The organism is Fructilactobacillus frigidiflavus, assembly GCF_044054575.1.
Taxonomy (GTDB): domain Bacteria; phylum Bacillota; class Bacilli; order Lactobacillales; family Lactobacillaceae; genus Fructilactobacillus; species Fructilactobacillus frigidiflavus.
Genome location: NZ_CP168716.1, coordinates 660,813 through 681,500, shown reverse-complemented (window position 1 = coordinate 681,500; position 20,688 = coordinate 660,813). Strand labels below are relative to the sequence as shown.

Genomic DNA, 20,688 nt, shown 5'->3' with positions numbered 1-20,688 from the left:
CGCAGAAATTGGCTGGTGTTAAATTTATAATTTCATTTCAGCAATCTTTTTAAAATCATTTTCTGATAAGCAACCTTTTTTACCATCTGGCACAATGAATTTTAAATTAGAAGGAACTTCAGATTCTTTGACCGCAAAAGCATCATTGTCAGCATTAATCACTAAATCATTCGGATGTTCGTTAGCATATTTGATTAAATCAGGAAGCTTATTCCAATTAGCATCTGAACTATTCGTAAATGATAAATAATCATCCGTTTTAAAGCCCATTTCTTTAGCGATAATTGAGGCCACGTAGCATTTTCGATGAGTGGCCCACACAATCGAATTTTCTGGTTGTTGCGCAAACGCTTTTAAATGATCCACTACATATTGCGGAGCCGCTATCTGGACCCCCATTTCATCAACTTTTACAGCATCCTTACCTTTATAAGCTAAAGGACACAAGGTATCATCAATGTCTAAAAGTAATATTTTCATTTAGTTAATTCCTTTTTTGCCTTCATTTTCCTACCACTGTAAAAATAATTAACCACTCGTTGAATCAGTAAGAAAACCGGATTAATCGTTAAAATCAACAATAATCCAATCCCCCCAACTTGCCAGGTAAAGAAGTTCGTTAAATAGAAAAACTTCCCAAAGATAATAAATAACCCCATGAATAAAACGATACTACCAGACACAATTAGAGTCTTGTAACGATTCAAAGGTCGACTAACCAGTAATAAAGCTTGCCAACTAATTAATCCGGTTAGTAACACGTTCAGCGTATCAGTTGTGGCAACTTGAAAGCCTAATAAATTGCCAATTCCACCAATTAATAGAATATATAAAACCACACAGATCGCTGACGGGAGCGCAATTTCGACAATTCCCGTGAAGAAGCGGTTCTTAATTGGATGAAATTCTGGAGCTAAAGCTAGTAAGAAGGAAGGAACTCCGACCATCAAACTATTAATTGGCGTGAGTTGGATTGGTTGAAAAGGATAACTTTTGGCCATGAAAATAAAAATCAAACTTAGCATAATCGAAAACATCGTCTTTACCAAATACAAAGCAGCGATGTTATCAATATTGTTAATCACTCTCCGCCCCTCGTTCAAAATATTAATTAAGGCAGAAAAATTAGAATTAACTAGCACGAAATCAGCAATACTTTTCGTACTCTCATTTCCGGATGCCATTGCAATACCACAGTTTGCCTGGCGTAAGGCCAAAATATCGTTAACTCCGTCACCAGTCATTGCTACGGTATGACCGTTATCCTGTAAAGCTTTCACTAACCGTTCTTTTTGCTCGGGTTTAACGCGTCCAAAAACGGTCGTGTTAGCGACTAAAGCATGGTAATCCGCATCATCCGCAACTGTGGTCATATCAACTAATTGTTCAGCGTGCTCAATTCCAGTACGTTTGGCAATTGCGGCAACGGTCGTGGGGTCATCACCAGAAATCACTTTGACCTGCACCCCTTGATTAGCAAAATAAGCTAATGTTGCTGGAGCATCCGCTCTAATCACATCGGTAATCAAAATAAAAGCGACTAATTCCGTGCCAACTAACCCCTCACGACTCATTTGGTTGGCTTTAACTAAAGCTAAGACCCGATTTCCCTCCGCTGCAAAGTCATGGACTTGCTGCGTTTGTTGCCCATTTAAGTCTAATACGAATTGCGGCGCACCTAACACATAGTTGCCTTGTTCAAATTGAACTCCACTCCACTTTCGAGCCGATGAAAACGGCACAATTTGTTGCGCTTGATAAGGGTGCTTTGGAAAAGCCACTTTCAGTGCTTCGGCGGTTTCGTTGATATCGTCAATTTCTTTAATTAATGAACCTAACAGATTACTAACTGCCGCTTGAGTTTGTCCCGGTGCTAAAACTAAATCCTTGAACTGTAAATTCCCGTTAGTTATCGTGCCAGTTTTATCCAAACACAACGTATCGACTCGAGCTAAGGTTTCAATGGAAGCCAAATCTCTGACTAACACTTGCTTTCGGGCTAGATGATAAGCCGAAATTGCTAACGTAACGGAAGAAAGTAAAATTAACCCTTCTGGAATCATTCCAATCATGGCCGCCACGGTTCCTAAAATCGCATGATTGAACGAAACCCCGTGCCATAAACGGGATGCAAACAATAATAAACCAAGTGGAATGATAATCATCGTTAAAATTCTGATAATCCGTTTAATCAACTTTAATAAAACACTATTTTGTTTTTCCGTTTTACTAACTTTTTCGGTTAGCGAATTCACAAAAGTCGCTTTTCCAACTTTGGTAGCTCGCATGATGGCATGCCCACTGACGACAAAACTTCCCGAAATCAAAGCTTGTCCATCGGTTTTCACAATTACATCGGATTCTCCGGTAATTTGTGATTCATCAATTTCTAATTCTTGCGTTTCCTGCACTACCCCATCAACTGGAATTTGATCCCCTAATTGTAAGACAATTAAATCATCAAGCACCAGGTCTTCTGGAGCAATTTCAACTGATACTCCGTTGCGAATTACCGTAACTTTTGCCTCTGACAGCAAAGCCATCTTGTCAATTTGGCGTTTTGATCTGATTTCTTGGAAAATTCCAATCATGGTATTTATCGTGGCAATCAAGAGAAACAGCATGTTTTTATAGCTACCAGTTAGAAAAACCAACATGCCAAGCATAATATTAATTAAATTGAACAAAGTAAATGTATTTTCAAAAATAATTTGTTGAATACTTTTCGTTAATGATTTGGTTGCTGTATTCTTTTCCCCAGCAGCGACTCGGGACTGGACCTGAGCGGAAGTTAACCCAGTTAAATTTTGCTTCATTTTGCCACCCCTTTTGGTTTAATTATAGCTAAGCACCTTTTATTTTTCAGTGGTCATCCTTTAAATTAATCAAATTTTAGGATTATCTCTAATATTTTTGGAAAAAAACGTGTTATCTTCCATATTATGGTAAAATTAATAGACATAATGCTAAAATATAATTTTTAGCTCTAATTGATTACTATTTATTAAAATGAAAAGAGGAATGCTTTTTGGTTACTGGATCGATTTTTGTCGACTTAGTTATTATATTAGTGATGTTTTTCTTGGCAGGTTACTTTGTGGCCTGTGAATTTGCCTTGGTACAATCCCGTCCCACCGCTTTACAAGAAGAACTCGATGACGAGAACACAAGTGAAAAACGAAGAAAGAAAATCAAGCTTGAAATGAAGATGGTGACGAACCTTAACGAATACCTATCGACGACTCAAGTTGGGGTTTCCCTTGCCGGAATTATTTTAGGTTGGATTGGTGAATCTTTTGCCGTTGAAATCTTCGTTGATTTATTTGGTGCTTCTGGCATCGGGTTAAGCACCGCTGCTGCACACGGTTTTGGGGTTGTAATTGGGGTTTTGATTTTAACTTACTTAGAAGTGGTCTTTACCGAAATTTTACCCAAAAACCTTAGTATTGATATGCCCCTCAAGGTTTTAGCCGTGGTTAGCACCCCGCTTCACTACTTCCACGTTGTTTTCTATCCTTTCGTATGGTTATTGAACGTTTCTGCTGCTGGAGTCGTTAAACTACTCGGCCTTCCCGTAGCAAACGAAAACGACGAAGCCCTTTCCCAATCTGAAATTTTAAGTGTCTCAAAAGCGGCCGTTAAAAACGGTGACTTGGAAAAAGACGATTATCTTTACATGCGACGGGTCTTCGAATTAAATGATAAGACCGCTCGTGATGTTATGATTGACCGAACTCGTTTAAAAACGATTGACATTAACGCTACTGATGAAGAAGCAATTGAAAAATATTTAAACACCAAATTCAGTCGCCTTCCCGTTGTTAAGGATAACGATAAAGATGACATTTTGGGTTACGTTTATATTTATGATTTAATTCAACAAGCCCAAATTAATAACCAAAAACCAATTAAGAGTCTTATCCGAGAAATCAGTACGACCTCTGAAACGACCCCGATTGCCATGGTGCTCCAACAAATGATTAGTAACCATCAACCAATCGTCGTGGTAATTGATGAATATGGTGGTACGTCAGGGATTATTACGGATAAAGATATCTATGAAGAATTATTTGGAACAGTTCGTGACGAAATTGATCCCGTGAACCATGCCGCCATTTTCCGACAACCTAACGGAACCTACAAAATTGGCGGTAAGATGAATACCTATGACTTTGAAAAGTTATTTGATACTGATATCAAAGCCTTTGACGGCTCTGATATTGTAACGCTTTCTGGTTTCATCATCGAACACAATCCGCACATTAAAGTTGGCGACGTGGTCAAACTAGGTGACTTTGAATTTAAAGTGATAGCCTACGAAAATTCATTCATCGATTGGTTTGAAGTTAAAAAAATCGAGCCGAAACCCGAAGACGAGCAAGATGAATCCGATAAATAATCATAAAAAAACGAGGCTAATGCCTCGTTTTTTATTTAAGGAGAATAATAATGAACGCAATTAAAAAAATACCAGCGTGGCTGGGTTACACCATTTTGTTTGCTGTAATTACCTCGACTTTTGCTTTTATGTTTTCCCTAACGAACACTTCATTAATTTGGAGCTTTGATGGAATTGCCCAACATTATCCCATTTTAGTTAGTTTTCATGATCTCTTAGTTAACTTTATCCATCATCCTTCCCAAGGCTTAACGCACTGGTCCTGGGAAATTGGCCTGGGAGCTGATCAACTAACCAGCTTTTCTTACTATGTGGTCGGCGACTTATTTAACTATCTCATCGTGTTCTTTCCCAAAAGCCAAATTGAACAGGGATATGGTTTTTTAGTTTTACTTCGTCTTTATTGTGCCGGGCTAGCTTTTATTTTATATGCCAAACAATTTAACTTTAAAAAATATAGCCTCGTTATTAGTGCTTTGACTTATACCTTTGGAAGTTACGCTTTATACGCTGGTCTTCATCATGCGTTCTTCATTTTACCGTTGATTTTCTTTCCCCTTTTAGCACTCGGGATTGAAAAAATCATCCACAATCAATCGCCACTTTGGTTATTGTTAGCGACTCTGATTACCTTTTTAAGTAATTTTTACTTTGCGTACATTTTAGGCCTCGGCTGTATGATTTATGTCATCATTCGCTATTTTTCTGTCAGAAAAGCCCCTTGGTTTCACTGCAAAGCTAGTTTGCTAAAATTAATTGGCGCTATTCTGGGTGGGATTGGCTTATCCAGTGTTTTATTCGTGCCCACGATGCTCTATGCTTTCAAATCAACGCGGATTAAAAACGTCTTTGCCAACGGTTATTTAACCTACCCGACTAGTTATTATTTGAATCTTCCGGGTAAAATTCTCGGTCTCGGCGGAGCCTTTAATTTCTGGTTGTTAATTGGCATTAGCGGATTCAGCTTTTTAGCTGTCGTTTACACGTTTAGTCATTTCAAAAAATATGCGGCGCTTAAATGGGGCTTAATCGTGGCATTAATTGGTATCTTACTACCAGCCTTTAGCTCAGTCTTTAATGCCTTTGCTTCTCCCTCAAATCGCTGGACTTCCCTAATTTTGTTACCAATTGGCTTAGCAACTGCAGTCCTTGCAGATCAGATTACTAGCCTAACTAAACGCGATTTAATGATTTTTGCACTTAGTTCCCTCAGTTTAATCAGTTTAATTTGGCTTGGTAATGGGTTTATTTTTAAAGTTCGTCGCCATGATTTTAGTGAATATTTCTTATTATTCGTGTTACTAGGAATCTTATTTGCTGCCCAACTTTTCCACTGGAAACCACAAATTATCATTGGGAGCGTCTTAGCGTTAGTGACCCTCAATTTAATTTCCCTAGGAATTGGTTTTTACAGTCCTGATAGTAGTGGCTATGCCAAGGGGATGCTGAACCAAAAAATGGCGGCTGAATACACCAATAACTATTATGACGGTGCCAATCAATATGTAAAACCCAAGTTAAAAACCTATCGAACTACCATCGGACCTAAGTATCACTACTTCCCGGACGACCGGGATAGCTTTATCAACACGGACTTTTTCAACGCGGCTTCGAATCTTCCCATGATTTTAGGCACCCACGATATTGCATCTTATTTAACGGTGGAAAATGGTTACGTCGGTAAGTTAGAACGTCTCGTGCAAAATAATCAGTTTACCCAAAACGCTCCCGTCGCCCAAAATGACTACCGTTCTTCGCTTGAGAATTTGTTTGGCGTTAAATATATGTTCCTTCGTTCGGATAAAGCCGAAAAATCATTACCCTTTGGCTTTAAACTAGTTCGTGATCGCCAGCAACACCCTAAGTTATTCCAAAACGGGAGCCAAGTAGCCAGTGACCCCAATGCCCTTGGCACGGTTTTAGCCAAAAACCAAAACGCTTTACCTTTGCTGTACACGCAAACCAAATTAATTACTAATCACACCTTTAACCAATTATCAGCCAACGATAAAGAACAGGCTTTAATTCAAGCTGCTAATTTATCTAAGCCTGTCAAAGGCCTTCAGCAACTCAATTATCACAGTCAAACGAAGCGCTTAAAATATGCCGTTAACTTTGATACGACTGATTTATTGACGACTCAAGCTCAACTGGATCAATCTGATTTTGCGAAAAAAACGAACCAGTTGGCCTCGCCAAACGTGTACTACGCATCATCCGATAAAATTGCTGCAATCTTAAAACAAAACCAAAAAATTGAAACTGATTTAAAAACCAAAAATCAAACGGGACTACATTATTTAACCCGAGATGCCTTAGGCAAAGCAATTCCCACTTCCCTTACGATTGACCAACCACAGAAAACGAAGCATGCGGAATTATATTTGGAATTAGATGGAATTCAAGCCGATTACGATAATGATGATCAAATTAATGCAATTAAAAGTAATCGGAACGCCTTGAATAATCAGGCTGAAACTAAATTCGATCAGCTGAATTACTTCCGGAAAAACATTTCCACTTACAATAATGGTAGCTTTGTTTTAACGGCTGCCACTAAAGGCATGACGAACGCGGTGACGCAATTAGGAACCGATGAGTTATCGAATTACTTGCCTAAAAAGCAAGCGTTAATTAACCTAGGTTACTCAACTAAGGAACGTAAACAAATTACCCTTAAATATACTGGGGTCAATTCGCTACACTTTAAGCGTGCTCGAATTATTGCAGTACCGTTTGATAAAAACTACGAAGCCCAAATTAAGCAAGTACAGGCAAACGGTTTAACGCACATTAAGCAAGACCATAACCAAGTAACTGGGATTAGTCATAACGCTCATAAGTCAGTTTTGACCACTTCCATTCCCTATTCTAGTGGTTGGAAAATAATGATTGACGGAAAACCAGCTCCTACAAAAGTGGTTAACCAAGCCTTTGTCGGGGGAATCATTCCCGCTGGAACTCATCACATTAAATTAACTTACCAAACGCCTGGACTATTAATTGGGAAAATGATTAGCCTAGTTAGCTTACTAATCGTTTTAAGTATTAGCGGCATGACCTGGTATTTGAAAAAAATTAAAAAATAATTTTAAAGCGGCCTAATCCGATTAGGTCGCTTTTTGGCTACTTTTGTCCTTCAAACCCTACATGAAATTTTAGTTTTAAACGCGTAAAATAAGAGGGTACGACTGGGAGGCTATTATGAAATCAATCAAACTTATTTTTATCTCAAATACTGGAAACACCCGTAATTTTGCGGAAAATTTAGTAAACTATGCCCAAACACAACATCAAAATGACCCTGCTTTGCCATTAGTAACTGCAACGGAAATTAGTGAGCAAACAGACTTTGCCGATGAAACGGAACCATACTTTGCTTCCGTTCCGACCTACCTCTTTGGTGGTGATGGCACGGGTGATAACGTCATCGAAATCATGACGACCATTTTAGGCGAATATCTTGCTTATCACGATAACGCCCAACACTGCTTAGGGATTATCGGGAGCGGTAATAAGAATTTCAACGTGCAGTATTGCCTAACTGCAAAACGCTACGCCAAGCGTTTTAACGTGCCTTTCTTAGCTGACTATGAACTACGAGGAAACGATAAAGACATTAAACGAATCTATGCAGATATGGTTGCAAGAACTAAAGAAGTTACTCAATAAATCCAAAAAACCTTCTCACAAACTGACTGTGGGAAGGTTTTTGTTTGGACTTATTTATTTTTTAGCATTTCAATTTTTCGATTTTGCAAAGGTTGAACTTGTCGAGCGTTTGTTGGAAAATGCTCGGTAAACCAATTCATTTGTTCTTGACTAATGGTTAATTGATCACTAGAAACCACTAACCATTCAACGCCTGGTAGCAAAGGTGGCGTCGTTAACGAACCTAAATAATGGTAAACTTCACTACTCTGCGGAAGAGTTAGCTCTAATTTAGCAACTTTTTGTTCCACCAACTGCTGTACTAACGAACTAACTTGCCCGATTTTAAACAACAAAGCTAAAACTAAGACTTGTCCAATCGAACTTTCAAACACAAAATGAACTTCTACGGCCGCCGCTTGACCGTCAATTAAATGTTCCGCCGGATGGTGAAAATGGACTTGTTGAAATTGATACGGACGCTGCAAAATTTCAGCTGATCCATATCCTTTATATTTCAAGTTATTTCCTAAATTTTCAATTTTCGTGATCCGCAACGGCTGTTGAATGAAAAAAGTCAATGCTTCACTTTCCACTTCAACATCTGATTTTCGAAAATCAACGGGTGATTGCCAATAATCATTAACTGGTTGCCAATCCATTTGCTTATCATAATTTAACATTTTATTCATGGGTCAAATCTTTACCAAAGTATTTAAGGGAAAGCTTCTTAATGGTCCCGTCTTTTTGTTCGGCCTTAAGTGCTTTGTCCATTTCTTTAGTAAGTTTCGTTGATTTTTTGTTTAGCATTGGAGCAATTGGTTCAATCTTGATGTATTTATCAGGAATGACTTGGTAAGTTAAGTCGCTATCTTTGTGGCTCTTCTTCCAGTAGTTGAAGGCAGCTTCTGAATTCACGGCTCCATCCGCACGTCCTTGATTAATCATATCCATATCAGTTTGGAAATCTGGTGCAGCAACCACGTGGGCACCTAATTTTTCGGCAGTGGTCCAGTTTTCGGTACCAGTTCCGGCCGCAATTGTTTTACCTTTTAAGTTGTCCAACTTTAAACCAGGTTTAGAAATCAACACACTCTTGGAATAAATGTAAGGTGTAGCGTATCTAAATTGCTTCTTTCGCGCTGGATTAACCCACATATCGTTGAAAATTACGTCGTATTGGTTAGAACCTAAGCCAGCAATCAAGGAATCCCATCCAGTGGTCACAAACTTAGGTTTTAAACCCATTCTTTTCGCAGTTTCACGGGCTAACTCCACTTCAAATCCGGTTAATTTACCAGACTTATCCCGATAAGCATAAGGGGCATACGTTCCTTCCATCCCAATCGTTAAAGTTCCTGGAGTTTTGGTATCGGCTTGGTTACTTTTACTACCACAAGCCACTAATACCAACGCTGCCAAGCCAACTGTTAAAAGTAAACCTAATTTTTTCTTCATTTCTTTTCCCTCATCTAATAACCTTAGTTTTTTCACAAAAAAGAACCAGCCAAACTAAAACATTTTTTTAGTTTAACCAGTACTTTCTTTTTGTTAGTAATATTAAAACATTATTTAATTTTAATGTAAAGGAATGTTATCTATTTTCGGCCATATAAGTCTTGAGCGCGCGACCAGTAAATGATTCAAGATCGTTTTCTGAACCAGCTGGAGTCCCGCTATACAACACGTTTCCTCCGTAGATTCCTGCTCCCGGACCAATATCAATCAACCAATCGGCTTGACTAATCACGTCTAAATTATGTTCGACGATGATTAAACTATCCCCGCGTTTAACCATGTTGCGGAAAAGTTTAACTAACTTATCGGTATCTTTCATATGAAGTCCCGCAGTGGGTTCATCAAGGAAGTAAGTTTGTCCCTTTTCACCAAGAGTTTGGGCTAACCGAAGTCGTTGTAATTCCCCACCAGAAACAGTCGTTAAGGCTTGATCAAGTCCTAGGTAATCTAGGCCAACTTGACGCATCCGTGCTAACGGAGCTTCAATGTCGCGGTCCCCTAAGAAGAATTCTTGAGCTTGGGCCACTGACATTGCCAATACTTCAGCGATGTCTTTGCCGTGGTACTTGTAACTCAACGCTTCTTTACTGTACCGTTTTCCGCCACAGACTTCACAAACTTGCTTAACCGGATCCATGAACGCCATATCGGTAATCGTCACTCCTTTACCTTTACAACGCGGACAAGCTCCTTTTCCGTTATAACTAAAGAGTTGCGTAGAAACGTCGTTGGCTTTGGCAAATAACCGCCGAATTGGATTCAAGATATCCAAATAGGTAACTGGAGTTGAACGAATACTAATTCCCGCCGTCTTTTGGGTCAAATCAACGTAATTCCCGTTTAATTTATCCTTTAAAGCTTGAGACAAGGAAGATTTACCCGAACCTGCCACTCCAGAAAAGACCGTCATAATCCCCATTGGGACTTTAACGCTCACGTCATTTAAGTTATGCAAACTAACGTGTTCTAAATCGACAAACTGTTTGGGCGCGATAACTTTTCCAAAGGAGTGTTTTTTCCGAAGCCATTCCCCCGTTAAAGTATCAGAATTTTTGAGTTCAGGGAAAGTACCTTGGAAAGTAATCTTCCCACCATTTGCTCCTGATTCGGGTCCCACTTCGACAACGTGGTCGGCGATTGAGAAAATGGCTGGATTATGATCCACCACAAACACGGTGTTTCCTTTTTCCTTCAAGCTAACCAACGCTTTTTTGATTAATTCAATATCATGAGGATGAAGTCCCACACTGGGTTCATCAAAGACGTACAAAATATCAGAAAGCGCATTAGTTAAATGTTTGGCAATTTTGATTCGTTGGACCTCTCCACCAGATAAAGTACTGGTAATTCGGTCTAAGGTTAAATAACCTAGTCCAATATCAACTAATGGTTGCACTTTCACCTGTAAACTCCGAACAATTTCGGCACCCAATGGATCAGTCACGCCATCTAAGAATTCCAAAAATTGAACCAAATTCATTTGAGTTGCTTCGGCAATGTTGACGTCATTAATTCGGACGCTCAAAGCTCGTTTGTTCAAACGCGTTCCGTGACAAACGGGACAATCATGACGAGTTACCACGGCATCAATCGCTGCCTTATGATGCTTACCTTCGGAACTATGAATAATCGAACGCATAATTCGCGGAACTAACCCTTCGTAATCCTTACTCTTAAAGGCTTGCGGTGAATTAGGAAATGGTAATTTGGGCGCATGCATCAATAATTCATACTCTTCTGGGGTATAGTCTTTGATTTTTTTATTGTTATCAAATAAACCAGAATCCCCATAACGCCGCCAACGCCAACTCTTTGGCTTAAAACTCACGAACGTTAAAGCACCATCGTTCAATGATTTTTCTGGATCAATTAATTTACTTTCATCAATATCATCAACGTAGCCTAATCCCTCACAGTGCGGACACATTCCTTGTGGTAAGTTAAACGAAAATACTTCCGAATAACCCACAAATTTATCCCCCACTCGCGAAAAGAGGAGCCGAAGTAACGAATACATTCCAGTATAGGTAGCTAACGTTGACCGGGCATTCCCGGTTAGTTGTTTTTGCTCAATCGCAATTGCCACTGGCAAATTACGAATATCTCCAACGTTGGGTTGTCCATATTTAGGAAGATATTGTTGGGAAAAACTCGGAAAAGTTTCGTTTAGTTCTCGCCGTGACATTGCGGCCACCGTATCAAAAACTAAGGATGATTTCCCTGATCCTGATTCCCCTAGAAAAACGGTAATTTCATGCTTAGGTAAATCAATGTTAACGTGTTTTAAATTATTTTGGTGTGCATCTGAAACTTCAATTTGGTTACGATAATAATTTTCAGCCATAATATCCTCACAATCTTTGATTCTCTTACTACCTATCATATTATGCTTTGCTACTTTGAGCCACCAATAAGCCTGCTATCAGCTAAAAAGTTGACAATTAGTTAGACTTCCTTATATGCTTAAACTATTATTGTAGAAAAACTTGGATTTAATAAAGGAGAAAAAAGTGCCGCAAAAAGAAAAACCGAAGCCGACGAGTCCCGAATTCTATCATCAACCTGAGCAAGTCATCATTGATGAATTTCAGACTGATATAGCCACGGGACTAACAACTGCCGAGGCAAAAGCTCGGTTAAAAAAAGATGGATACAATGAATTAGATAGTAAGCCAGTGCCGAAATGGCAAATTTTAATTCAACAGTTTAACAATATTATTATTTACATTTTAATATTGGCTGCCATTTTTACCTTGCTGATGCGACACTATTCTGATTCTTGCGTTATCACCATCGTAATTATCATTAACGCGTTGATTGGTTTTGCCCAAGAAATTAAAGCTAGTAACGCACTCGAAAAAATCAAAACCTTGTTATCTGCCGAAACGAACGTTTATCGTAATGGAACTAGAACCCAAATGCTAGCCCGTGATCTAGTGGTCGGTGATGTGGTTTACCTAGAAGCTGGAGATAACGTTCCGGCCGATTTACGCCTGGTTGATTTAGATAACTTACGGATTCAAGAAGCCTCGTTAACTGGGGAATCTAATTCCGTAGAGAAAACGATTGCTCCCTTGCCACTTAAGACCCCCATTACTGATCAAACTAACATGGCGTTTGCCTCAACGGGAGTTACTAATGGTAGTGGATTAGGAATCGTAGTTGCTACTGGGGAAAATACCGAAATCGGAAAAATTTCAACCAGTGTGCAAGAAATGAAACACCAAAAATCACCGCTAACCAAAGAACTCGATCAATTGGGAGCGGGAATTTCTTGGTTTATCATTATTTCTTCTGTCGTTTTATTCGTTTTTGGAATGTTTTTGCAAATTTATGCAATTCCCGTCCTAGCGATGGCCATTATCACAATGATTGTGGGTTCAATGCCAGAAGGTTTACCAGCGGCCACTTCCATTATCTTGGCAGCCGGTGCTCAAAAACTAACTAAAGAACATGCGATTGTTAAAACTTTACCAGCCGCGGAAACTTTAGGTGCGATTGATATCATCGCGACCGATAAAACGGGAACTTTAACCAAAAACGAAATGACAATTCAAGACGTGTTAGTCGGTGACGAACACTTTACGGTCACCGGAAATGGTTATAATCCAGCCGGATCGTTTACTTTAGACCAACAACCAGTTGATCCGGCTCAGCACCCCGAATTAAAGCAACTATTAGAAATGGGCTTTTTAGCTAATGATGCCTTAGTTTTCCAAGATCCCGATACCAAGACGTGGGAAATCAACGGTGAACCGACCGATGCGGCCTTTGTAACTGCTTACTACAAGGCCTTTGGTACCGATCCTAAGGTTCCCGCTGAAATTGACCGAATTCCGTTTGATTCAGATTATCGCTACATTGCTAAACTAGTGCAGTTCCCTAACCAACGTGTCTTAGCGATCAAAGGTGCGCCAACGACCTTATTTAAATTAGCAACGATTGCTCATCCTGACTTTGATGCGGCTAGTTGGACCAAAAAAGTTGCCCAATTTGCCAAAACCGGAAAACGAGTAATTGCCGTCGGTTATTTACCGGTCGATGCTACCACTGAGCAAATTACTACAGCATCAATTGCGAAATCAGGAATCAACTTCTTAGGATTAGTGGCAATCATTGACCCACCCCGTCCGGAAGTCATTCAAACGATTGCCGAAATGCGGACTGCTGGTATCAAAGTTAAGATGATTACCGGTGATAGTCCGGAAACCGCCACTGCGATTGGGCAAAAACTGGGCTTAGCCAATGAAATCAAAACGATGACGGGGCCCGAAGTCAATGCCCTTTCCGTTGATGAGTTAGCTAAGGTCGTTGACCAGTACTCCGTCTTTGCACGGACCACGCCTTTTGATAAGTTAAAAATTGTGGAAGCTTACCAACAAAACGGAAACGTGACCGCGATGGTGGGTGATGGAATTAATGATGCTCCGGCCTTGAAAAAAGCGGACATTGGAATCGCGATGGGAGTTAAAGGAACTGACGTGGCCAAGGAATCAGCCGATGTGATTTTAGCCGATGATGATTTTTCAACCATTGAAGTCGCGATTGCGCAAGGACGTCGGCTCTATGACAACATTAAAAAGACCATCTTATTCTTATTACCAACCAGTTTTGCGGAAGGCTTAATCGTGTTAATCAGTATTTTACTGGGGCAACCAATGCCTTTAACGCCTACGCAACTGTTGTGGATTAATATGGTTTCAGCGGTTACGATTCAATTAGCTTTCATTTTTGAACCAGCCGAACCGAACCTAATGCAACGACCTCCTCGGAGTAAATATCAAAAATTGATGAATCGACACGACGTTTTCCAAATGATTTACGTCAGCTTAATCATTGCTGGGATGGCTTTAATCGTCTTTGCGATTACCGAACGCCTTCACATTCCCTTTTTGATTGCCAGCACCATGGCCGTTAATATCATTATCTTTGGTAAGATTTTTTACCTCTTCAACATTCGGACCACGGCAGCAGCACTTTCGAAGCAAGTCTTGCTATCAAATAAGATGGCCTACGTTTCCATTTTAGCCATGATTTTGTTACAACTAATCTTTACTTACGTGCCTTTTATGAACGGCGTTTTCTCGACTAGCGGACTTACAATCACCCAATGGTTAATTGTCGTGGTAGCTAGTCTCCCCGTCTTACTAGTATCGGAAAGTAACAAAGCCTGGCGGAAAAAGCACCAGCTCCCAATTTTATAATTAAAAAAACAAAAACTGGAACTCCTTCTCGGAATTCCAGTTTTTTTATGATGCTTCATATTTTTCAAATTTACGATTTTGCCATAAAACAAAGAGTAACGAAAGGATAATTAATAATCCCGAAATTCCAAACAAAGCTCCGTAGTTTAACCACTCTACTAAGATTCCCCCAAATAAGGGACCAACGGCTCGACCAAAGGACATAAAGATATTGAACATCCCTTGATATCTGCCCTTTTGTTTCTCATCAGCTAGATTATCAATCCAGGCGGGAATCGATGGTAACCCGTTCATTTCCCCAAAGGTTAAGATAATCATGATCACGATAAACCATGCATATTGTTTAGCAAAAATCAACATGAAAAAGCTTAAAGCAAAGATAAATACTCCCAAGGCAACTTGGTGTACCATTTTAAAATGACGTCCAATGCGGTTGATAATGGGCTGAACAAAGACGATTAGTAGTCCATTAATTGGCCAAATATAACTGTATTTTTCAAATGAAATCTGCAAACTTTCCATGTGAACTGGCATGACACTTTCCCACAATGTGTAACTTAAGTAAATACAAAAAACCATCATACAAATACTGAAGATAAGCCTTGACGCTAAAGGGTTGACCGGCTTTTCACCCTGACTTTGTTTAACATTATGTGTGACCCGTGGTTGCGCTTTTGAAAAATCAACCTTAAACTCAAAGATGGTCATTAATAATAAAATAACGTAAAAGAAACTAGCCACACTGAAGACGACTGGTACCCCGAATTTCATTAAATATCCGACCGCGGTTGTTCCGACTACCACCCCGACGTTAATCCCAATGTACAAGGAATTAAAAACGTACCGGGTACTTTTGGAACGGACTTTAGCAGCATAGGAATTTAAAATCGTTAAACTAGCACCTTCACCAATTCCATAGACAAAGAGTAAGATGGCAAACATGGGCCAGCCGTTGAAAAAAACTAACAACATAATTGGCAACATGGCAACGATGATACTGATGATGGCTGACTTATAGGGTGACCAACGATCAAAAAAGATGCCGCCTAGGTAATTACCGATTACCATAAAACACGACATGATAAACATTACAATTCCCGCCACCGTTAGTGACTCATGCAAAGTATTGTGCATGTAAACGGTGATTAACGGCCACATTAAGGCTGCGCCGGAATTTAATAATAAAGAATAAATTAAGACCGAACTTAGTCTAATTTCACTTCTTGGTTTGATTGCCATTTATTCATCCCCTTACATTTAGTTCGTTAGCTTCATTTTCGCACAGATTGCCTTTTTTAAAAAGGGTTGCCCTGCTTTGAGAGTGTTAAAATCATTGCATTTCTACTATAATAAAATACATCAAGACTAATCTAAGCAAATAAAATACATCAAGACTAATCTAAGCATTAGTTGAAAGGAAGTATACTATGATTCATATCGTAACTGATTCAACTGTTCAATTAACTCCTGAAGAAATTGAACAAAATCACATTGAAATTGTTCCGCTCCAAGTTTCTTTTGAAGGAAAAACCTTTGAGGATAACGTTGATATTACCAGAAAACAATTTTCTGAAATGCTACATGATGATGAAAGTGAATTTCCCAAAACCAGTCAACCAGCTTTAGGCCAATTCATTAATACTTTTTCTTCTATAATGGAAAAAGATCCAGATGGAACCATCATTTGTCTTGATTTAGCTCCCGTTTTAAGTGGAACCGTTGAAACTGCGGCTTCAGCAGCTCAACAAGTTGACGGTGATATTCGCGTCATTGACAGTGAAACTACTGACCGAGGCCTCGGTCTTGAAGTTCTTGAAGCGGCCCGCTTAATTAAAGAAGGTAAAACACCGGATGAAATTGTAACTGCAGTTAAAGCTTATCGCCAAAAGATTAAAACCTTTGTGTTCATTAAAAGTTTTGATTACTTAGTTAAAGGTGGTCGTGCTAGCCGAGCAGTTGGTTTCATTTCATCATTAATTAAATTAAATGTTGTCTTAGAAGTTAAAGATGGTAAGCTTGAATTTTACGCTAAGTGTCGTGGTGCCAAAAAACTTAGAAAAGTCCGTGATGAGTTAGTCAAAGAAATTATTGATAACCCCAACACTACTGAAGTCGGACTTTCCTGCGTTGATTCGACTGAAGATGCAGAAGAAATCAAAGCTGAAATCAACCAAGCCCGCCCTGATATTAATGTCTTAGTAAGACTTACTAGTCCAGTTATTATGACCCACGTTGGTCCTGGTGGATTCTCAATAATTTTTAATAAATAATCATAAGCTCAACTTTTTAACTAAAGTTGGGCTTTTTTAGTTTTATTAGTTGACGCCGTGTCACTATTTGGATTATGATAATTACATTAAGTGACACCATGGCACTATTTGATGATAAGGAGATATTTTTAATGCCAACTACGACCTTTTTTAACTTGAAAGATGAGAAAAAAGAACGAATTACGAATGTTTTATTGACCGTCTTTTCAACTGATAGTTTAAACGATGCTAAAATTTCCACGATTGTCGCACAGGCTGAGATTGCTCGCGGAGCATTTTATAAGTACTTTGCTAACTTAACGGATGCTTACCAATACGTCTTTGGCTTAGCCATGAAAAGTATTCATCAGCCTTTTAATTATCGTGACTTAGAGGCTGATTCCATCATTCAAACCATTCAGGAATTTGTGAATCAACAACGCGATAGTAAATATCATGATTTTATCAAACTTTATTATCAAAAAAATCAATATTTATTACCTGCTCTTTATCAACCTGATGTGACTAAACTTACCCCAGCCCAATGGTCTTCAAATATTTTGGTGCATCAAACAATTAAAGATTGTTTACTACATCCCGACCAAGAACATCAATATTTACAGTTTTTGACCGTTAGTTTAAAACAACTATTCAAAGGAGCCTAATATGTTTTTAGCTTGGAAAGAAATTAAACACGATAAATTAAGGTACGGCTTAATCACTTTGATGATTATGCTAGTCGGCTATCTAATCTTCATTTTAACTAGTTTAGCAATTGGTTTGGCTGGTCAAAATACGCAGGCCATCAATACTTGGGAACCAAGGTCAATTGTTTTAAACAAAGACGCTAATATCAACATTTCCCAATCAAAAATTATGGCTGATCAAGTTCAAAAAATGGATTTAAATGACCAAAAATCGGCTGTGATCGGTGACACACCGGTCGTCGTTACCGGAACTAGTCACAAAAAGATTTCTGGTCAGTTTGTTGGACTTAATTCTAATCAATATATCTTTAAAGACTTAAAAATCAGTAGTGGCAAAGCAGCTACTAAACCCCATGAAGTCGTCGTTGATACTCAATTCGAGCAAAATGGGTACAAACTTGGTGACGAACTTAGACTAAACTCTTCTACGACTAAATACAAAATTGTTGGATTTACCAAAAATGCTAAATTGAACATTGCTCCGATTCTTTACGGTAACTTAAACGATTGGCACCAAATCAGTGGTTTAGATAATAGCATTGCCGGAAACGCCGTAATTAGTAAACAAAAATTAACTAGTCATAACGACCAACTTCACAGTTACAATGTCCAAACGGTCATTCAAAATCTACCCGGATATTCGGCTCAAAACCTTACGTTTAGTTTTATGATTGGATTCTTAATGATTATCTCACTCATTGTCATTGCCGTCTTTTTATACATTTTGACGATGCAAAAAATCGATAATTATGCTGTTTTACGTGCTCAAGGAATTCCCGCTGGTTTTCTTGTAAGATCAACCTTAATTCAATCTGCTTTATTAGTCGGAATGGGAATCATCGCTAGTTTAGTCCTAACAATTGGTACTATTATGGTCTTACCCGCTGCTGTGCCAATTCAATTCAGCATCCCAGTCATCGGTTTAGCAATTGGTGGTCTCTTTGTAACAGCGATGATTGGAGCAGTCGTGCCATCATTAATGATTATGCGAATTGATCCCGCAGAAGCAATTGGAGGCTAATATGGAAACCATTAAATTAACGAATATCAATAAAAGTTTTGGTGAAGGTGACAATCAATTTAAAGTTTTAAATAACATCAATTTCACAGCTCATGCAGGTGAACTAATTATTATCATGGGACCATCTGGATCTGGGAAAAGTACCTTATTAACGATTATGGGAGCCTTACGTAATCCCAATTCTGGATCAGTTGAGCTACTCCAAACCCGCGTTGACCAGCTCAAGAGTGAAGCAAAAGACCAATTCCGTTTGAATAAACTTGGTTTTATTTTACAAGCTCATGATTTAGTTCCATTTTTGACGGTGCAGGAACAGTTTACGTTAGTTGATAAAGTTCGCCCTACCGGTAACTTAGATCAAGCTCAATTAACAAAATTATTGTCCCAATTGGGTTTGGATTCCGTAATTGATCATTTTCCTAATGAATTATCAGGTGGGCAAAGTCAACGAGTAACGATTGCTCGGGGACTCTATACCCAGCCCGATATCATCTTAGCCGATGAACCCACGGCGGCTTTAGATAGTAAAAGGGTTACCGAAGTTTGTCAGTTACTTTCTGATTTGGCGAAAAAAGCCCAAAAGACGGTTATCGTCGTTACTCATGATGACCGAGTTAACCAATACGCTGACCATATCTATAATTTAGTGGATGGCAGGATGAGCTTGCTTAAATAATTGTAAAAATAACCGACTAACAGATTAATGTTAATCGGTTTATTTTTTGACCGTCTTTAATTATTTACATTTTATCCAATCATGCTATAATTATGTATAGAAAAAGACTAGACATGCGGTAACATGCCTAGTCTTAGAGATCCCGTTTAAGACGGTGACAGTGTTTTGGTTAGATAACCGTTAGCTGTACGAAGCTAAGACGGTTATTTTTTTTGGTCTTTTTTTGACCAATCTTTGATTAACTTAGCTCATTTTAAAAATAATATTAACAAAAAACAGTTCCGACAATAATTTTTTCGAAAATTATCGGAACTGTTTTTTATGTATTATTGATTTAAATCACTTAAATAGGCTTGTAAATCGGCAATACTGATTAAAGTTAAATCTTCTTGTTCAGCAAATTTTTCTAAGTCAGCAGTTCGTGCCATGGTACCGTCATCTTTTAAAATTTCAATGATGTAACCAACTGGTTCAGCACCAGCTAATTTAGCTAAATCAACGGCTGCTTCAGTATGACCATTTCGTTCTAAAACGCCACCGGCTTTTGCTAACAAGGGAAAAATGTGACCTGGATGATAAAAGCTATCATAAGTAGCGGTCTTATCTGCTAAAGTTTTAATGGTTTTAGCCCGATCAAATGCTGAAACTCCAGTAGAAGTGGTCTTAGCATCTAACCCAACGGAAAAGGGAGTCCCAAAAGCATCAACATCAGTAGTCATTGGTTCAACTCCTAGTCGTGCTGCAACTTCAGGGCCAACTGGGGGCACAGAGTAATCCTTTGGCTTTGGTAACCATTGTATTAACGTTTTCTGGAGTAACAAATTCAGCTGCTCCAATTAAATCCCCTTCGCCTTCACGATCAACATCGTCTTGCACCACAATTAATTTTCCAGCCTTTAAATCTTGAATTGCTTGTTCCATTCTTTCTTTAACATCAGTTTGTAACATTTTTCCGCCTCCTATAATTGGCATTAACAGTAATCAACTAATTTGCAAAATCAAACAGAAATCTTTCTGAAAATTACGACAATTTACTATGTTATTTCTGACTATGTTCTCCTTTCTCTTGATATTAATCATTAAAACATGTTTTTAGGTCAATGTAAACATATTTTTACGAACAAAAAACGAATTTTATAAATACAACGTTCGTTTTTTGTAAAATGTTATTTAATTAACTTAATTAATTGAACTGCTTCGTTAAATTTAAAGCGGAATCCATAAAATTCGCTTTGTTTATTAACTAAACCAGTAAAATTGCAC

At 38.6% G+C, this 20,688-nt stretch carries 16 protein-coding genes; 8 read left to right on the top strand and 8 right to left on the bottom strand.

What is annotated here, in order from left to right; translation table 11 throughout:
- Positions 1 to 24: 24 nt before the first annotated feature.
- On the bottom strand, positions 25 to 480 hold the full coding sequence (locus tag ACEPSS_RS03415; protein WP_395320200.1) for a hypothetical protein: 456 nt from the start codon (positions 478 to 480) through the stop codon (positions 25 to 27).
- On the bottom strand, positions 477 to 2,816 hold the full coding sequence (locus ACEPSS_RS03410; protein WP_395320198.1) for an HAD-IC family P-type ATPase: 2,340 nt from the start codon (positions 2,814 to 2,816) through the stop codon (positions 477 to 479). The genes ACEPSS_RS03415 and ACEPSS_RS03410 overlap by 4 nt, the downstream gene beginning before the upstream one ends.
- A gap of 212 nt (positions 2,817 to 3,028) precedes the next feature.
- Between ACEPSS_RS03410 and ACEPSS_RS03405 the strand changes: the two genes are divergently transcribed.
- From ACEPSS_RS03405 to nrdI, 3 genes are all read left to right on the top strand, one after another.
- Positions 3,029 to 4,399 carry a hemolysin family protein gene (locus ACEPSS_RS03405; RefSeq protein WP_395320196.1) on the top strand — a complete coding sequence of 457 codons (1,371 nt, stop codon included), beginning with the start codon at positions 3,029 to 3,031 and terminating at the stop codon, positions 4,397 to 4,399.
- Positions 4,400 to 4,449: 50 nt separating this feature from the next.
- Positions 4,450 to 7,488: a YfhO family protein gene (locus ACEPSS_RS03400; RefSeq protein WP_395320194.1), complete on the top strand. Its 3,039-nt coding sequence runs from the start codon at positions 4,450 to 4,452 to the stop codon at positions 7,486 to 7,488.
- 115 nt (positions 7,489 to 7,603) lie between these two features.
- Positions 7,604 to 8,071 carry a class Ib ribonucleoside-diphosphate reductase assembly flavoprotein NrdI gene (nrdI, locus tag ACEPSS_RS03395; protein ID WP_395320192.1) on the top strand — a complete coding sequence of 156 codons (468 nt, stop codon included), beginning with the start codon at positions 7,604 to 7,606 and terminating at the stop codon, positions 8,069 to 8,071.
- 50 nt (positions 8,072 to 8,121) lie between these two features.
- Here the strand turns inward: nrdI and ACEPSS_RS03390 are convergent, their stop codons facing one another.
- The 3 genes from ACEPSS_RS03390 to ACEPSS_RS03380 all read right to left on the bottom strand — a co-directional run bounded on the left by ACEPSS_RS03390 (position 8,122) and on the right by ACEPSS_RS03380 (position 11,912).
- Complete coding sequence (locus ACEPSS_RS03390) at positions 8,122 to 8,742, bottom strand: carbonic anhydrase family protein (RefSeq protein ID WP_395320190.1); 621 nt, start codon at positions 8,740 to 8,742, stop codon at positions 8,122 to 8,124.
- The gene (locus ACEPSS_RS03385; RefSeq protein ID WP_395320188.1) at positions 8,735 to 9,508 is read right to left on the bottom strand and encodes an amino acid ABC transporter substrate-binding protein; all 774 of its coding nucleotides are present in this window, start codon (positions 9,506 to 9,508) and stop codon (positions 8,735 to 8,737) included. Before ACEPSS_RS03385 ends, ACEPSS_RS03390 begins: the two co-directional genes overlap by 8 nt.
- A 136-nt stretch (positions 9,509 to 9,644) precedes the next feature.
- A complete protein-coding gene (locus ACEPSS_RS03380; RefSeq protein WP_395320186.1) occupies positions 9,645 to 11,912 on the bottom strand; it encodes an ATP-binding cassette domain-containing protein in 2,268 nt (755 codons plus the stop codon).
- Positions 11,913 to 12,078: 166 nt separating this feature from the next.
- Here ACEPSS_RS03380 and ACEPSS_RS03375 point away from each other — a divergent pair, with 166 nt between their 5' ends.
- Positions 12,079 to 14,772, top strand: coding sequence for an HAD-IC family P-type ATPase (locus tag ACEPSS_RS03375; RefSeq protein ID WP_395320184.1), 2,694 nt, complete (start codon positions 12,079 to 12,081; stop codon positions 14,770 to 14,772).
- Positions 14,773 to 14,817: 45 nt separating this feature from the next.
- On the opposite strand, the gene ACEPSS_RS03370 is transcribed toward ACEPSS_RS03375, so the two are convergent.
- Positions 14,818 to 16,011 (bottom strand): MFS transporter, encoded by a 1,194-nt coding sequence (locus tag ACEPSS_RS03370; protein WP_395320183.1) that lies wholly within the window; start codon positions 16,009 to 16,011, stop codon positions 14,818 to 14,820.
- A gap of 188 nt (positions 16,012 to 16,199) precedes the next feature.
- Between ACEPSS_RS03370 and ACEPSS_RS03365 the strand changes: the two genes are divergently transcribed.
- The 4 genes from ACEPSS_RS03365 (at position 16,200) to ACEPSS_RS03350 (ending at position 19,425) form a co-directional block, all read left to right on the top strand.
- Positions 16,200 to 17,042 carry a DegV family protein gene (locus ACEPSS_RS03365; protein WP_395320181.1) on the top strand — a complete coding sequence of 281 codons (843 nt, stop codon included), beginning with the start codon at positions 16,200 to 16,202 and terminating at the stop codon, positions 17,040 to 17,042.
- Positions 17,043 to 17,173: 131 nt separating this feature from the next.
- Positions 17,174 to 17,686 (top strand): TetR/AcrR family transcriptional regulator, encoded by a 513-nt coding sequence (locus ACEPSS_RS03360; RefSeq protein ID WP_395320179.1) that lies wholly within the window; start codon positions 17,174 to 17,176, stop codon positions 17,684 to 17,686.
- A 1-nt stretch (position 17,687) separates the two neighbouring features.
- Entirely contained in the window at positions 17,688 to 18,749 is a 1,062-nt protein-coding gene (locus ACEPSS_RS03355) for an ABC transporter permease (RefSeq protein ID WP_395320177.1), read from the top strand.
- A gap of 1 nt (position 18,750) precedes the next feature.
- The gene (locus ACEPSS_RS03350) at positions 18,751 to 19,425 is read left to right on the top strand and encodes an ABC transporter ATP-binding protein (RefSeq protein ID WP_395320175.1); all 675 of its coding nucleotides are present in this window, start codon (positions 18,751 to 18,753) and stop codon (positions 19,423 to 19,425) included.
- Between the two features lie 326 nt (positions 19,426 to 19,751).
- Here the strand turns inward: ACEPSS_RS03350 and ACEPSS_RS03345 are convergent, their stop codons facing one another.
- Positions 19,752 to 20,144 (bottom strand): 3,4-dihydroxy-2-butanone-4-phosphate synthase, encoded by a 393-nt coding sequence (locus ACEPSS_RS03345; protein ID WP_395320173.1) that lies wholly within the window; start codon positions 20,142 to 20,144, stop codon positions 19,752 to 19,754.
- Between the two features lie 28 nt (positions 20,145 to 20,172).
- A complete protein-coding gene (locus ACEPSS_RS03340; protein ID WP_395320171.1) occupies positions 20,173 to 20,373 on the bottom strand; it encodes a 3,4-dihydroxy-2-butanone-4-phosphate synthase in 201 nt (66 codons plus the stop codon).
- Positions 20,374 to 20,688: the final 315 nt, after the last annotated feature.